Source organism: Mesorhizobium dulcispinae, assembly GCF_033977345.1.
GTDB classification, from domain to species: Bacteria; Pseudomonadota; Alphaproteobacteria; order Rhizobiales; family Rhizobiaceae; genus Mesorhizobium; species Mesorhizobium dulcispinae.
The window spans coordinates 131,685-146,460 of the sequence record NZ_JAVIIY010000013.1; the positions used below are offsets into that span (position 1 = coordinate 131,685).

General features: G+C 59.3%; 11 protein-coding genes and 1 pseudogene. 9 read left to right on the forward strand and 3 right to left on the reverse strand.

Features of this window, described 5'->3' with window-relative positions; genetic code table 11:
* Positions 1-159 precede the first annotated feature (159 nt).
* Complete coding sequence (locus tag RFN30_RS25035) at positions 160-507, forward strand: Hpt domain-containing protein (RefSeq protein WP_320264745.1); 348 nt, start codon at positions 160-162, stop codon at positions 505-507.
* A 1-nt stretch (position 508) separates the two neighbouring features.
* Positions 509-2,062 carry a response regulator gene (locus RFN30_RS25040; RefSeq protein WP_320264746.1) on the forward strand — a complete coding sequence of 518 codons (1,554 nt, stop codon included), beginning with the start codon at positions 509-511 and terminating at the stop codon, positions 2,060-2,062.
* Positions 2,063-2,422: 360 nt separating this feature from the next.
* Here RFN30_RS25040 and RFN30_RS25045 read toward each other — a convergent pair whose 3' ends face one another.
* On the reverse strand, positions 2,423-2,824 hold the full coding sequence (locus RFN30_RS25045) for a RidA family protein (RefSeq protein ID WP_320264747.1): 402 nt from the start codon (positions 2,822-2,824) through the stop codon (positions 2,423-2,425).
* A 142-nt stretch (positions 2,825-2,966) separates the two neighbouring features.
* Here RFN30_RS25045 and RFN30_RS25050 point away from each other — a divergent pair, with 142 nt between their 5' ends.
* Positions 2,967-3,863: a LysR family transcriptional regulator gene (locus RFN30_RS25050; protein WP_320264748.1), complete on the forward strand. Its 897-nt coding sequence runs from the start codon at positions 2,967-2,969 to the stop codon at positions 3,861-3,863.
* Between the two features lie 406 nt (positions 3,864-4,269).
* On the opposite strand, the gene RFN30_RS25055 is transcribed toward RFN30_RS25050, so the two are convergent.
* Positions 4,270-6,069, reverse strand: a complete 1,800-nt coding sequence (locus RFN30_RS25055; RefSeq protein WP_320264749.1) for a DUF7380 domain-containing protein — start codon at positions 6,067-6,069, stop codon at positions 4,270-4,272.
* A 280-nt stretch (positions 6,070-6,349) separates the two neighbouring features.
* Here RFN30_RS25055 and RFN30_RS25060 point away from each other — a divergent pair, with 280 nt between their 5' ends.
* Positions 6,350-8,233: a TPR end-of-group domain-containing protein gene (locus RFN30_RS25060; protein ID WP_320264750.1), complete on the forward strand. Its 1,884-nt coding sequence runs from the start codon at positions 6,350-6,352 to the stop codon at positions 8,231-8,233.
* A 306-nt stretch (positions 8,234-8,539) separates the two neighbouring features.
* On the opposite strand, the gene RFN30_RS25065 is transcribed toward RFN30_RS25060, so the two are convergent.
* Entirely contained in the window at positions 8,540-10,777 is a 2,238-nt protein-coding gene (locus RFN30_RS25065) for an adenylate/guanylate cyclase domain-containing protein (RefSeq protein ID WP_320264751.1), read from the reverse strand.
* Positions 10,778-11,107: 330 nt separating this feature from the next.
* Between RFN30_RS25065 and RFN30_RS25070 the strand changes: the two genes are divergently transcribed.
* From RFN30_RS25070 to RFN30_RS25085, 5 genes and pseudogenes are all read left to right on the forward strand, one after another.
* Entirely contained in the window at positions 11,108-11,740 is a 633-nt protein-coding gene (locus tag RFN30_RS25070) for a tyrosine-type recombinase/integrase (RefSeq protein WP_320264752.1), read from the forward strand.
* Between the two features lie 347 nt (positions 11,741-12,087).
* A complete protein-coding gene (locus tag RFN30_RS25075; RefSeq protein ID WP_320264753.1) occupies positions 12,088-13,098 on the forward strand; it encodes an ABC transporter substrate-binding protein in 1,011 nt (336 codons plus the stop codon).
* Positions 13,099-13,132: 34 nt separating this feature from the next.
* Positions 13,133-14,143 (forward strand): ABC transporter substrate-binding protein, encoded by a 1,011-nt coding sequence (locus RFN30_RS25080; RefSeq protein WP_292372692.1) that lies wholly within the window; start codon positions 13,133-13,135, stop codon positions 14,141-14,143.
* Positions 14,144-14,171: 28 nt separating this feature from the next.
* Positions 14,172-14,243, forward strand: a pseudogene (locus RFN30_RS32445) (twin-arginine translocation signal domain-containing protein); the annotation flags it as partial.
* A 101-nt stretch (positions 14,244-14,344) separates the two neighbouring features.
* Positions 14,345-14,683: a substrate-binding domain-containing protein gene (locus RFN30_RS25085; protein ID WP_320264754.1), complete on the forward strand. Its 339-nt coding sequence runs from the start codon at positions 14,345-14,347 to the stop codon at positions 14,681-14,683.
* Positions 14,684-14,776 lie beyond the last annotated feature (93 nt).

Genomic DNA, 14,776 nt, shown 5'->3' on the forward strand with positions numbered 1-14,776 from the left:
GCGCTATCTAATTTAGCATGTCTGCGATAGTCTGCATTTTGAGCGCGATAGAGCTCTGACAAATCCAAGAGGGGTTCGATTTCGGTCTTACTTCACGAGCACCGGGAGAAATTCGCGGTCAGTGGTTATAACTAGAAGAAACGGACATCGGGGGGTGGCGTGGCGATCGACAGAAGGGCACTGGACAAGCTGCGCGAGCTTGTCGGTGGCGAAGAGGCTGACCTTGTAGAGCTCGTGGCGTCCTTTCTCGAAGAGGGGCCATCCGTCATGCAGGACATGTGGTCGTCGGGTCGGGCTTCCGACCTAGCGGCCACCCGGCGGGCTGCCCATTCCCTGAAATCCAACGCGCGGGATATGGGGGCGGCCGAACTTAGCCAAATCTGCGCTCGAGTAGAGGCGCGATGCGCAGCTGGCGAGCCGGCGGATTTGGCGGAAATCGATAACGCGCAGCGCGCCTTCGACGCCGCCGTCACGGAGCTTCGAAAAATCTTCAATCTGGGAGAATAGCGTGAGCAGCCCTGGCAGGATCCTCATCGTTGACGACTCCCGGACGATAAGGATCAAGCTCAAGAAATCGGTCGAGGCTCTCGGGCACGAAGCCGAGGCGGTGGAGAGCGGCCGCGCGGCGCTCGATCTGCTCGCCACCGAAAATTTCGATCTCATCCTTCTCGATATCATGATGCCGGTGATGGACGGCTTCGAGGTGCTGAAGAGTCTCAAGGCGTCGTCCAGAACGCGGGATGTGCCGGTTATCGTGATTTCCGCGCTCGATGATGAGATGAGCAGCGTCGTCAAGGCGATCGAATTGGGCGCCGAGGATTTCCTGCCCAAGGATTTTGAACTCGCTCTTCTTAAAGCACGGGTTTCCACCTGCATCGAGAAGAAGAGACTGCGCGATATCGAGAAGGAATATCTGCGACAGGTGGCCAAGCTGACTAAGGCGGCCGCGACCTTGGAAAGCGGGAGGTTCAACCCTTCAAAGCTCGGCATCCGCGATGTGGCAGGCCGCCCGGATGGTCTGGGCAAGCTCGCCACGGTTTTCGCTACGATGGCCCAGAAGGTCTATGAGCGCGAGCGAAAGATGCGGCAGAATATCCGCACATTCCGTGGCGCATTGCTGCTGTTGGCCTGCGGAGGACTGTGGGGCCTTGTCGTGCCGCTCTCGAAGATGGCTTCACTCATTGAAGCCCATCCGATAGGGCTGGCGCTCCTTATTGACGTCATTGGGGCAGTGTTCTGCGTCGGGATAAGCATGAAGCGCAGGACAATGCCGCGCCTTGCTGACCTTACGCGCTCGGATTGGAAGTTCATCATCACCCTTGCGTTCGTCAGCGCGGTGGTCAATCAGGTGCTGGTCTATTGGCTGGCAAGCAAGCTTCCCGCCTTCATCGTCTCCATTGTCATCGTCCTGGAGGGATTCGCCGTATTCCTGTTCGCCGCCTTGATGCGGACAGAAGCGCCCAACCTGAAGCGGTTTTTGGGACTTGGGCTGGGCCTCGTCGGCATCTTCATCATACTGCTCTATGGAGAGCCGGCGGAAATGGCTACCAGTTGGTTGTGGCTTGTCATTGCGCTCGTCATCCCGATGACTTACGCGACCGAGGATATTTACCTCTCGGAGTTCAAGCCTGCTGCTATCGATAGCGTCGCTCTATTCGGCATCACCCTTATTGCTTCGGTTTTGATGCTAATTCCGCTGGCGGCTTTCTATCGGGATTTCGTGCCTTTCGGGTTATTGACCGGACGGCTTGGCGTGATCGTCGTTGTGATGGCCGTTGCCGGCAATTTGGCGATGCTCCTTTTCATCGCGCTGATCTCCAGCACAGGCGCTGTGTTCGCAAGCCAGAACGCCTACGCGGTGACCGCAGCCGGCATAGGCTGGAGCATGCTGTTGCTGGGAGAAGCGATACCGGCCCTCACTTGGGCTTCCCTGGCGCTGATCGTCGTTGGTCTTCTGATGGTCGAGCCCAAGCAGGAGGCTGAGGAAGAACCGCCGCTACTCGACGACGAGTTGGAGGAATTCGTTCCGCGGCTTGATCTGGTGCCGTCTCCCACTGAATGAAAAGATCGAGTCAACGGTCACTAGGCGGCATCGCGAATTCAACCTGACAATTCCCTAACAGCCGTTTCGGCACCGGCAGCCAAGCCGGCAAGGTGACTACTAAGCGCAAGGGCGGGCAGTGCTCCCTGAATGCAAGGTCGGCTTTCTAGCACCGCCCCAAAAGCCGGACCGTCCGCTTGCGGCCCCCATGACGACATGGCGGCTTGCGCCCACGCAAGCCGGGGGTTTGCGTGCCCGCTGCCCAATAGAAGAAATCGCCGACATCGACGTTGTCGGTCGCGCCCACACGAGTCCAGCTTACTACCGCGTTCCCAAACGGTCGTTCGCACCAGTACATTGCTTGCGACCGATCAGCATTTGTCAGCCGACCGGCGTCGGGATGCGGGCGACAACCTTGATCTCGAAATCAAAGCCGGCAAGCCAGTTGACGCCAACTGCCGTCCAGTTCGGATAGGGAGGTTGGCCGATCTCTTCGGCCCGGACGGCCAGCACCGTTTCGATCTGTTCGTCCGGTTTGGTGTGGAAGGTGGTGACGTCGACGACGTCGTCGAAGCTACATCCGGCGGCGGCCAAGACCTCGCGCAGATTGGCAAAGGCCTGCCTAACCTGATCCTCGAACAAGGGCTCGGGCGAGCCGTCGTTGCGGCTCCCGACCTGACCCGATACGAAGAGAAGGTCGCCCGAGCGAATGGCGGCGGAGTATTTATGAATATCGTATAACGCGTGGCGTTTGGCCGGATAAACGGCGTTACGTGCAGGCATTTCGGGTTCCTTTCAGTCTGGTGCGGTGCGACAGCGGGTCGGAGCTGAGCCGCCTCGGTTTTGATACGAGTGAGAGATAAGGCAATCGGATTGCCTGTGTTAGCCGTTGAATTCGACATGGGATGATGCAGAATCCCCATCAATGGCTCGCCCTTCGCTCAATGACCTTACGGCTTTCGTGGCCGTTGCCACGCACCGCAACTTCCGACGCGCAGCTGACGAGATCGGCACGGCGCCTTCGACGTTGAGCCATGCGATGCGAGCGCTCGAGGAACGTATGGGCGTGCGCCTGCTGAACCGCACCACACGCAGTGTTTCGCCGACGGAAGCAGGTTACCAATTGCTTGGGCGCCTTCAACCGGCGCTTGCCTCACTGGACGAGGCGCTCGACAGCGTTGCGGGTTTTCGGGGCAAAGTTGCGGGAACAGTCCGCATTAACGCACCGCGGCTGGTGGCTGGCCTTCTCGTTCGCGCGGCTCTTCCCCGGATGGCGGAGCTGCATCCTGACGTGACTGTGGATATTGTCGTCGATGGGCGACTCATAGACATCGTGTCCAGCGGCTTCGATGCCGGCGTGCGCCCCCTTGGATCAGTCCCCAAGGACATGATCACCGTGTTGCTTGCGCGCCCGCTGACGTTCATCTGTGTCGCCTCGCCCGCCTATCTCGATCGCCTCGGCGAGCCGGGAACCCCCGACGAATTGCGGCGCCACCATTGCATCGGTCACCGCATGCCCAGCGGCAAGCTCTATCGATGGGAGTTCGAGCGCGCGGGTCAGGAACTCGCACTCGAGGCAAACGGCACCATCGTTCTCGACGACGAAGAGCTGATGGTCGAAGCTGCAATAGAGGGTCTAGGTGTCGCCTACGTGGCTGATTGGGCCGTCGAGGCGGCCTTGTCCGAGGGCAGTTTGCGCAAAATTCTGACCGCGTGGGTGCCGGCTCCAGAAGAAGTTGCGGTCTACTACTCTGGACATCGAGCCGTACCGCCCGCACTGCGGGCCTTTCTCGATGTTGTCAAAGAGCTGCGGAAGAAATAACCGAAGCGACGAGCGGCTGTACCATGACTGGTCGTTGAGCTAGGGGTTTCACCCTTCTATGCCAGCCGACCAGTGTTGTGCCTCTAATCGTTATGCGGGCGGGCTCTACATTGGCCGACGACCAGTTTCGACCGTCAGGCTGAAGCGGGCGGGGAAACATGTTGGCCCGTCAACCGAACGGCGGCTTGTCGGCAGCATCATCCCGAAACCAGTCGGGCCACTTCCGGCCTTTTATCTGCTGTGGGAAATCATTTTCTAGCTGCAGTAGGCCTGAAGACGCGAGCGGCGGATTGGGTGGGAAGCGGACTGGCGGGTTCGGGGAAATCACGCTGGGAAGGTCGCCTTCCACTGGTAATCGAGTTTCGACGATAACGCGCACGACAGTTAGAGTAGGTTCCATCCTCCCTCAGCCCCCAGCCGCCTTCTTCTTCCGGTGGTCGGCTAGTTGATCCCACAGGCCAAGTACAAGCAGAGAATGGATCAGGAGATCACTGATCACTGCGTTGATCATACCGCGCTCAAGAGTGCCATGTGCAATCGAATTCCGCAGGTTTAGTCCCCGAGGATCGGAATAAATGAGCTTGAAATAGAGCGTCAGATCAGCGCCGAGGGTGTCCTTAACCACCTTGTTTCCGAATATTTCACCCATGCCGATAGCGATCTCGCGGTCCGGCATAGTTGGGTGCTTTCTAGCGACGGGTTCACCCAGTTTACCGGTGATGGTACGGAGTGCACGCTCTACCTGGGGGACCAGCACATGGATTGCTTTCATGTGATCGAGAGCAAACCACGCGCCCACGCCTTCGAGTAGGAAGCTGGAATCTTCGAATAGACCCGAGCGCTCGGCAAACCCGGTAACCGCATACGGGTTGAGTTCGTGTTTCTCGATCGCTGCCTGCAGCGTGCGGTGCAGGTATGGTGAAGTCCACTGCACATTCTGCTGGGCACGATGGATGACACGTCCGTCGAGATCGTCTTCTACCCCTCCAAGCATCGCGGCTTGATGATCTTTCGCCATTATCGCGATCGGAATGAAGTCCATGATCGAACCCTCGCCATCCTCCCCGCCTTTTTTGATCCGCGCCTCTATCTGCGCGACCTCAGGCACGAACTGGTTCGCAATCCTGGCGAAGGTGTGCAGCGGGCGGTCGGTGACCACCGTGGAGACGAACGCCTCCATTTCCTCCTTCGTAATCGTCTGAGTGGTCTCAAACGACTGCATTTCCTCTCGAGACGCTTCGATCGCTTTTATTCGCGCGATCCTCGCTCGCTTCGCATCCTCTTGGTTGCCGGCGTCGAGATAGGCGTTTTCGGCGCTCTGTAGCATCGAAGACGCGCGTAGGTTGTCACCAAGACCGGCGGTGTGCTCGAAGGCCCTACCCACTGTCTCCTGAAGCCGGACCACGTCGGGGCGGCGGCCGACGCGATTGTAGTAGGCCTGCAGCCGTTCAGAGACGCTCTCAAGCTGGAAGGGGTCGAACTTTTCAGCGCTCGCAGTGTCTGCGTAGTCAGCCGCCAGCCCCTCTAGGCTCTGGGCGAGATAGGCACGCCTGTAGTCGGTCAATGCTTTATCCGCGATGAGGCGGTCGTAGGTCTTCCACCACCACCCCTCTCCCGCCACGGCTTTGTCATGAAGCTGCATGAGCGTGACGATGGCTGCCTCGGAGCGGTCGTTGTCCCGGATCTGGCGAGCGATATCGAGTGCCCGGCTCACTGACGCGATCTGCTCATGAAACTCGGTTACGAGGCCGCTAGACACGCCCCCGAGATACGCATCAACGGCAGCGACGGCATGGCGAAAATCCGGCTTAGCATTGCCGACCGTCCTCGCAAGCTCCCAGCATAGGTCCGCATAGCGAGCCTGCAGTCCTGGGTGCCTGAACTGACCGACACGGCTGGCCCAATGCCGGAAGATGGCTTCGTCGACCTGGTCGACGGCCGGCGCGAATGCCTTCTTCCCGTCGATGCTGATCCATGAGCCGAATGGGCCGAAATAAGAATGCCAAGGCTCAAGGCCCCACGCTTCGGTCGTCAGAGTCCATGCGACGAGTTCGGCAAATGCACCGGCGTTTAGGTCGGCGTCGAGATCGCTCCCGAGCGTCGTGCGAGCTTTCATCAACTCTGTTTGAAAGTAATGAGACGGAAGCGGCTCCTGTCGTTTTTCGACATCAGCGATAATGTTCTCGAACTCTACCGGTACCTTCATCTGCCCTCCGAAATCATATCTCTATAGCCAACACTTCTATTGCCTTGTAGGGCCAAGGGGAGGGCGCTTGCGATACTTCGGCCAACAATTGAAAGCGCCTCGCCCACGGCAGTCGCTCCTCGGCGCGACGCGCTGCCCTCCGGGCGCGCTTCATATCCAGCCGCTGCTGAGCATACTGCTGTCGTGTCTGTTCCAGACCTTTCGACCTCCTTCGGCGATGGGCGCTGCACATTAGCTTGCGGATCGAATAGGATAGTTGCCGATTGAAAGGGACGAGGCATTGGCCGAGGAGCAGGTTGAGCGACGTCTGGCGGCTATCTTGGCCGCGGACGTGGTGGGCTACAGCCGCCTCATGGAGGCCAATGAGGAGCGCACGCTGAGTGCACTGCGCCAGCATCGTCACGAGTTCTTCGATCCTACCGTAGCCAAGCATGGTGGCCGTATCTTCAAGGTGATGGGGGACGGCTTTTTGGTCGAGTTCGGCAGCGTTCTCAACGCGGCGCGCTGCGCCGTTCAAATCCAGCGCGGCATGCCGGGGCGCAACGCGGGAATTCCCGAGGACCGGCACATAAAGTTCCGCATCGGCATCAATGTCGGCGACATCATCGTCGACGGCGAGGACTTCTACGGTGACGGTGTGAACATAGCGGCGCGGCTCGAGGGCCTTGCTTGGCCAGGTGGCATTGCGTGTTCAGCGGCTGTGCGCGACCACGTCGGCAACAAACTGGAACTTGACTTCCTCGACCAAGGCGAGAAGACCGTCAAGAATATTATCCAGCCGTTGCGTGTCTACTTTATCAATCTGAGATCGCCCGAAAGCGTGGTCGCTCAGGCAGCAACTGGGGGTGGTCAAGTAAATGACCGAGTAAATGACCGCTCCGACAAGCCGTCAGTGGCGATTCTGCCCTTTGCGAACATGAGCAACGATCCCGAACAGGAATTTTTCAGCGACGGCATCACCGAGGACATCATCACCGACCTTTCGAATGTTTCAGGGTTATTCGTGCTCGGGCGCAATACGGTCTTCACCTACAAAGGTAAGGCGGTGAACTTGGAGCAGGCAGCGAAGGAGCTTGGTGTCGCCTATGTGGTCGAGGGTAGCGTTCGCCGCGCCGGGGATCGCGTAAGGATCAATGCCCAATTGATCGAAGGTGCCACCAGCGGCCATGTATGGGCCGCTCGTTACGACCGTGAACTCAGCGATATTTTTGCGATTCAGGATGAGATCACCAAAACGATTGTTGACCAGCTCAGGGTCAAGCTTTTGCCGGACGAGAAGAAGGCGATCGAGCAAGCGCCTACCGACAATGTCGAAGCCTACACGCACTATCTAAGGGGTCGCCAGCTACTTCATGAGATGACGAGATCCTCCCTGATATTGGCTCGGCGGATGTTTGCGAGAGCCACGGACCTGGATCCACGATTCGCGCGCGCTTACGCGGGTATCGCCAATTGTGATTCGCGCCTCATTTCCAGGCACGGGGAGAAGGTTCCGGCCGACGATCTTCTGGCAACCACCGGCAAGGCCTTGGCGCTCGAGCCCAGTCTGGCGGAGGCCCATGCAGCACGCGCATACGCTTTGATGATCGACAGCCACGCCGAGGAGCCGGCTGTCGCTTTCGAAAAGGCCCTGGCGTTAGATCCTAATTGCTACGAAGCCCATCAGTTGTATGCCGAATTTTTCTTTACAAAGGGCGATTTCGAGCAGGCCGCGCACCACTACCTTCGTGCAATGGAGATTCAGCCTGATGACTATCAGGCGCCGCTTTTCCTGGTTGGTGTCCTTCGGTCCCTCGGACGTCTGGAGGAAGCGGCAAAATATGCGCGCCTTGGAGTGCGACGAGCCGAAGAGGCGCTTAGGCAGCATCCGGAAAACTCAAAGCCTGCGCAGCAAGGAGCCGTCGCACTGGCAGTCCTGGGAGAACGTGATCGGGCAGAAGAATGGCTGGCGCGTGCTTTGGCGATTGATCCGGACGATAACCTCTGCCGCTACAATGCCGCCTGCACCTATTCGCAGCTTGGCGAGATTGATCGGGCCATCGAGCTGCTGGAAATTTGCTTGCAGCAGTTTGGAAGTGATATGAAACTCTGGGTCGAAAATGATTCAGATCTCGATCCCGTCCGCAATCATCCGCGGTATCAACAGTTGCTCAAACTTGCCTGATAACGCGGCGTCCGATTGTAGCGCGAATCGGTCCTCACTGGGCTAGTCTAAGTTAGAGCAAAAGGTCGGCTTTTTCTGCCCATCTTCCCGAAAGCGGACCGCTTGCTGACGGCCCCCAACCTGCCAGTCAGAAACGCGCCTCTTGGCAGTCATTCCTACGGTCCCGTCGATTCACCAAAAGCGGACATCGCCAATGCACTGGACCCATGCAGCTTTTGGGCCAATTCCGGTCGTCTGCGGTTATGGCGAACAAGGTCGCATGCATATGCGCAAGCCGACTTTCAGCCCTTGCAGCATTTTGGGAGCTCACTCGACGACCGAAAATTCAAACTGTTCCCAACGGTATACGCTCTTGTATTCGTCCTGACGCCTAGGCGTTCTGAATGAATTGCGAAAAATCGCCCCACAGCTTGTCTGTTCTCTGGGGAAGGCGTTGCACAAGAAATTGCCTTGCACCCACGAGGTTCCTGTGCGGGTTCTCTGGCCAACGGTTTCGCTGACGGCGCCGTCGACCGAGGTTGTGCGCTGCATCGGCAGGAACGTGGGGTTTACCAATTTTCCGCGCGTTTCGTGGCCGAACATGAGAGACCTTATTTCCGCCCCTGTGAGCCGGTTCTTCGGATTCATGCCTGCCTTTGCCAATGCCGGCAGCTCGGGCACACCTGCCTTGGTCAGCCCGGCCAAAAGGCGTTCGATATCGGCCGTATTCTTGAACACCATGTAATCCTGGGTGATCAACTGGCTCAGCTCCCATTCCATTCTCCGCGCAACAACCTTCCTAAGCGTTTCCAAAGCGGCCGCGGCCTGGTCTGTGCGCCCAAGATGCCCATAAGCCGAAATGAGGACCTGCAGGGCGTAAAAATTCGCCCGTGAATCGGGTGATTTAAGGTCCATCTTCTCGATAGAGCGAACCGAGTCCTCAAACTTCTCCTGGCCGAACTCGGCCAGTCCGGCTTGGTAGCGCCTGTAGTCCATCCACGAGTTTGGGTCGACGCGCGCAGCCGCATCGAGATAGCTCTGCACTTCCTTCGGCCTGCCGTTGAAATTCAGGGCATTGGCCAGCGAGAGATAGTTCCAAGTATCGCTGGGATCGAGCGCCACCGACTTCAGAAGAACGGTGACTGCGTCGTCCGAGTCGTGCTCGCGGACCATCAACTCAGCGACGAGCTGATAGTAGCCCGGCGAAGGATACCTGGCCGCCGCTTTCAGGGTTTCATAGATCTTGTCATGGGCCTCGTCCTCCGTAAGCCCCATTACTACGGCCCGAGTGACATCCGCATCCCAATAGGCCCAGGCGAGCTGGGCGTACGCCGCGCCGAAATCGGGGTCGAGTTGCAGCGCTTGCTGGAAATGCTTCACAGCCTGCGCAAACTCCTCGGGCGTGTTGATACGGTTGTAGATGTCCATCCCCTTGAGATAGGCCTCATAGGCCTCGGGATTACTTGTGCCTCCCGCCCGGGCGGACGGCGCGCCGCCCACCAGGCGGAGCTGGAGCGCGCCCGCGATGCTGCTGACAACCCTGTCCTGCAGCGCGAATACGTCCGCCCACTGGCCGTCGAAACGCTCCGCCCAGAGATGCCTGGATGTCGAGCCATCGATCAACTGCGCATTGATGCGCATGTCGTCGCCGACGCGGCGAATCGAGCCTTTCAGCAGGTACCGGACGCCCAATGCCGCCGCAATCTCCTCCGGCTTCGGGTCCTTGTCCTTGTAAACGGAGGCCGCGTTGGGGGAGAAGACGAAAAGACCCGGCACACGCGCCAGTGCGGTCGTCAGATCCTCGGTGAAGCCGTTGGCGAGATATTCTTGTTCCTTGTCGTCGCTGAGATTGTCGAAAGGCAGGACGACTAGCGAGGGCCGGATGTCGGCTGCCACGCTGACGGTCGGAACGACAGCCTGTGCAGGTCTCTCCCACGGCTGCCACCATGCTGCTGCAAGGCCGAGAGCCAGGATGAGAACACCCGCTGCGACTGGAAAACGCCAGGCGCGCGGCTGGCGACGAGCATGGAGGGTCTTGCCCGCTGCCGCTGGGTCAAGCAGTACGCGATACGCCCGAACCGGTTCGGTGATGTTCTTAACCCTCTGTTCGCCCATTGACTCAAATGTGAACGCCAGCTTCCTCTCGACCTCCTTGGCCACTTTTCCCGAGACGCAGATGCCGCCCGGTTCCGCTAACTGCTGAAGTCTGGCCGCGATGTTGACCCCATCGCCATACCGGTCGTTGCCGTCAACGATCACCTCGCCGAGGTTGATACCGATCCGCACCAGGATCTGTTCCGCCTCGGGAAGCGAGGCGTTGCGCTCGGACAGGCCGCGCTGCAGCGACACTGCACATTCGACGGCATCGACGACACTGCCGAATTCGGCCAGCATCCCATCGCCCATCAGCTTGAAGATATGGCCGTGGTGGCGAGCAATTTCGGGTTCGAACAGTTCTTTGCGTCCGGCACGAAGGCGCTCGAACGTACCGGCCTCGTCGCGCTCCATCAGAGACGAATAGCCCACTACATCTGCGGCAAGAATCGCGGAAAGCTTGCGGTCCATCGTTGGCCTGACCCCGGCGGATCATACTATCGGTTGCTCTGAAAGGAAACCGACCCCACCAGCACTAGGTAGCAAATCCCCTCTTTCCGCGTGTTTCATCGACGGCTCATACGGCGAGGTGTCACCAATGCCGTATTTGCCACATTCGAGACAGTCGAGCTTGCCTGCGAGAATGGCTCGATTGGGTCAACTCAGACATCGGATCCTGAGATTTAACGTCCGCTATCGTTCTTCCCTGCACCACAAGCGAACTATCTGCTTTCGGCCCCCCCAACCGACCCAGCGCTAGGCGTTCCTCCCGTGGCCAATCATGGCCGAAGGAGAAACGAAATGGGACATTCTCACTATGACCCCACCGCTCCCGATCGCCGCGCGTGGAACGCGGGCAAGAAGGTCGGAACGAAACGCCCGTTGAAACCTCGACAGATATGGGCGATCCGGTTCTTTCTCGACCGAGAGCGGCGATTGCGCGATCGAGCCCTCTTCGATCTAGCAATCGACAGCAAGTTGCGCGGCTGCGACCTAGTGAGGATCAAGATCGGCACCTTGGTTCTCGGGCCGGAAATTCGCACCCGCGCGATGGTCGTGCAACAGAAGACAGGCCAACCGGTTCAGTTCGAGTTGATGAGCGATGCACGCTCCAGTCTTCTCGTATGGCTAGAACGGCGCGGCGGCACGGTCGACGATTATGCGTTCCCGAGCAGGATCGACCCAAAGCGTCACATGAGCACGAGGCAGTATGCCCGCCTCGTGGACGAATGGGTTGTGGCGATCGGACTTCGACCTCAGGAATACGGAACGCATTCGCTGAGGCGTACCAAAGCGTCAATCATCTACAAGGCAACTGGTAACCTTCGCGCTGTTCAGATTCTGTTGGGCCATACTAAAATCGAAAACACGGTCCGGTATCTCGGCGTCGACGTAGAAGACGCCCTCGAGCTAGCCGAGGCGACGGAGGTCTGACTGGAAGCGGCTTAGATGCCAAATTCACGGCACCGCCGATGATGGTGTAGTCCATTCCGTCGTCCGTACCGCGAGCGCGCAGCGTAAGAAGGGCCGTGCTCTCCGCCCCGCCTTCGTCGGTGTGAGTTTTCGCACTCGCCAGTGATGCAGAACGGGCGTATGGTGGTATATCGTCGGTGGCTAATACACTAGCTCCGCGACTGGGAGCGCAAGACTCCCGCATTGGACTGGGCGCGCTCCATCGACAACCGCTCATGCGCTCACGAGACGATCTGCCTCTATCGGAACCTCTTTTGATCGGTCCCGAATGGAATTGCACCTGCAGTTCACGAGAGGGGAGCGATGCCGTGCACATCATCCAGAACCGCCGCGGCTTCCTGGCCGGCGCTGCCGCAGCCGGCGCGGCGAGCCTCTTCGGCAGTCCGAAGCAGGCATTTGCCGAGGCGCCGCCCGAGACGACGGCGGTCCGACTTCCGGCGTTTCCCAAGATCGCGGATTGCATGACGCCTATATATATTTCTCAGGACCTGCTGCGCGCCGAGGGGTTTGCAGACATCACCCTAGTGACGAAAGGGACAGGTCCGGACTCATCGGACTGGATCGAACACGGCGAGGTGGACTTCGACTGGAACTACCCTCCGGCACACATCAGGTCTATCGCCAAAGGGGTTCCGATCACCGTGCTCTCCGGTCTGCACGTCGGTTGCCTCGAGCTGATCGCAAACGATCGCGTACGGACCATCCCTGACCTCAGGGGCAAGCGCGCCGGCGTCGATGACGTGAACGGCAATACGTATCTGCTCCTGATGATGATCGCAGCCTATGTCGGGCTCGATCCGGCCAACGACATCGAGTGGATTACGACACCGGACCCGGTCGAGGCTTTCGCGGAGGGGAAGATCGATGCCTTTCTCGGTACAGCCCCTGTTCCGCAGATCATGCGCGAGCGCAATCTCGGTCACGTGATCCTCAAGACATCCGTAGACCGACCCTGGGCGCATTACTATTGCTGCATGCTGGCTGGCACCAACGAGTTCGTGCAGCGCTATCCGGTGGCGGCCAAACGTGTCTTGCGTGCGCTTCTCAAGGCCGTCGACTTCTGCCTTTCCGATCCGGCAGCGGCCGCCAAGGCTGTTGTCGCGAATGGCCTCGGCAGCCGCGACGACTACATTCGCCAGGCTTTCGGCGCAGAGGTGCTCTACGACAAATGGCGCGAATACGACCCCGAAGATTCAATCCGCTTCTATGCGCTACGCCTGCAGGAGACGGGGATGATCACTTCCGATCCGCAGACGATCATCGCCAACGGCACCGACTGGCGCTTTCTCGATGAGCTCAAGCAGGAGCTGAAGACATAACGCGTGGCGGGATGCTGCACGGGAGGAGACCAAAATGCAGACCATCCAGAGCCGCCGCGCGTTCATCGCCGGCGCTGCGGCAGCCGGCGCCGCAAGCCTGATCGGCACCGCAGAGGCCAGGGCCGAGGCACCGCTGGAAACAACTTCGGTCCGGCTGCCCCGCTGGGTCGGCGGTTCCTATTGCTGGGCGGGCGCATACATCGCCGGGGAACTGATGCGCGCAGACGGCTTCACCGACGTTCGCTACATAGAGGGCGACAGGAGCCTGGACCAATCGGAGTGGATCGCACGCGGCGAGACGGATTTCTCGGTCAACTTCCCACCAAAGCAGATCGCGTCGATCGACGCCGGAGTGCCGACAAAGGTACTGACCGGGTTGCATTCGGGGTGCCTCGAACTGATCGCCAAGGAGAGTATCCACAGCGTCGCTGATCTGCGGGGCAAGCGGGTGGGCGTGGACGGCTTCAACAACTCGCGACACGTGTGGCTCACCCTCATGGCCAGCTATGTCGGGCTCGATCCCGCAAATGACATCCATTGGGTTCTGACCGAGGACGCCAAGCCGACGGAACTCTTCGTTCAGGGGAAGATCGACGCATTTCTCGGGACGCCGCCCCAGCCGCAGGAGCTGCGCGCCAAAGGGATCGGCCACACGATCCTCAACAATGCGGTGGACCGGCCGTGGTCACAGTATTTCTGCTGCATGATCTCGGCGACGACCGACTACGTGAACAGCTACCCGGTGGCGACCAAGCGGGTCCTGCGAGCCATCCTCAAGGCTGCTGACCTGTGCACCTCGGATGCGCAGTGGGTGGCGCGGCAAATGGTCGATCGCGATTTCGTGCCATCGTATGACTACGCGCTCCAGACGCTGAAGGATATCCGGTACGACCGCTGGCGCGATTTCGATCCTGAAGACTCGCTGCGGTTCTACGCCCTGCGTATGCAGGAGACGGGCATGATCAGGTCGAGCCCGCAGGAGATCATCGCAAGCGGCACGGACTGGCGCTTCCTCAATGAACTGAAGCGCGAGTTGAAAACCTGATCCTATTGTCTCGATGGAGGACGTAGACATGCAAATCATCCAGAGCCGCCGGCACTTCTTGGCCGGCGTTGGGTCGGTCGGCGCGGCAGGATTCCTTGGTACGACCACGGAGGCGCAGGCCGAGCAACCTCCAGCAAAATCGGTCACGTCATCGTCAATAGCGCTGTGGACCGCCCATGGTCGCAGTACTTCTGCTGCTTGTTGGCTGGCAGGAGGGAGTTCGTCGACAAGCATCCGATCGCGACCAAGCGCATCTTGCGCGCTATTCTCAAGGCGGCGGACCTGTGTGTCACTGAACCGAAGCGCGTCGCGCAACAGATCGTCGATGTCGGGTTCACGGCCCGATACGACTATGCCCTGCAGACGATGACCGACGTGCCTTACAACAAATGGCGCGAATACGATCCGGAAGACACGATACGGTTTTATGCGCTGCGGCTTCAGGAGGCTGGCATGATCAGGTCGGGTCCCCAGAAGATCATCGCAGATGGAACGGACTGGCGCTTCCTCAATGAATTGAAGCGTGAGCTGAAGACGTGAGCAACTGGTAAGTATTTGGCCCGGGAGCTCATAATGCTGGCATGGCCGACGCTCGGGCTTGTGCACAACACAGCATCCACTGGTCGGTGTTCT

What these genes read in the sequence shown, in the direction of transcription:
- RFN30_RS25080 (WP_292372692.1), top strand. Translation starts at nt 13,133, where the DNA reads ATGCAGACCATCCAGAGCCGCCGCGCGTTCATCGCCGGCGCTGCGGCA.
- RFN30_RS25055 (WP_320264749.1), bottom strand. Translation starts at nt 6,069, where the DNA reads ATGAAGGTACCGGTAGAGTTCGAGAACATTATCGCTGATGTCGAAAAA.
- RFN30_RS25070 (WP_320264752.1), top strand. Translation starts at nt 11,108, where the DNA reads ATGGGACATTCTCACTATGACCCCACCGCTCCCGATCGCCGCGCGTGG.
- RFN30_RS25045 (WP_320264747.1), bottom strand. Translation starts at nt 2,824, where the DNA reads ATGCCTGCACGTAACGCCGTTTATCCGGCCAAACGCCACGCGTTATAC.
- RFN30_RS25065 (WP_320264751.1), bottom strand. Translation starts at nt 10,777, where the DNA reads ATGGACCGCAAGCTTTCCGCGATTCTTGCCGCAGATGTAGTGGGCTAT.
- RFN30_RS25050 (WP_320264748.1), top strand. Translation starts at nt 2,967, where the DNA reads ATGGCTCGCCCTTCGCTCAATGACCTTACGGCTTTCGTGGCCGTTGCC.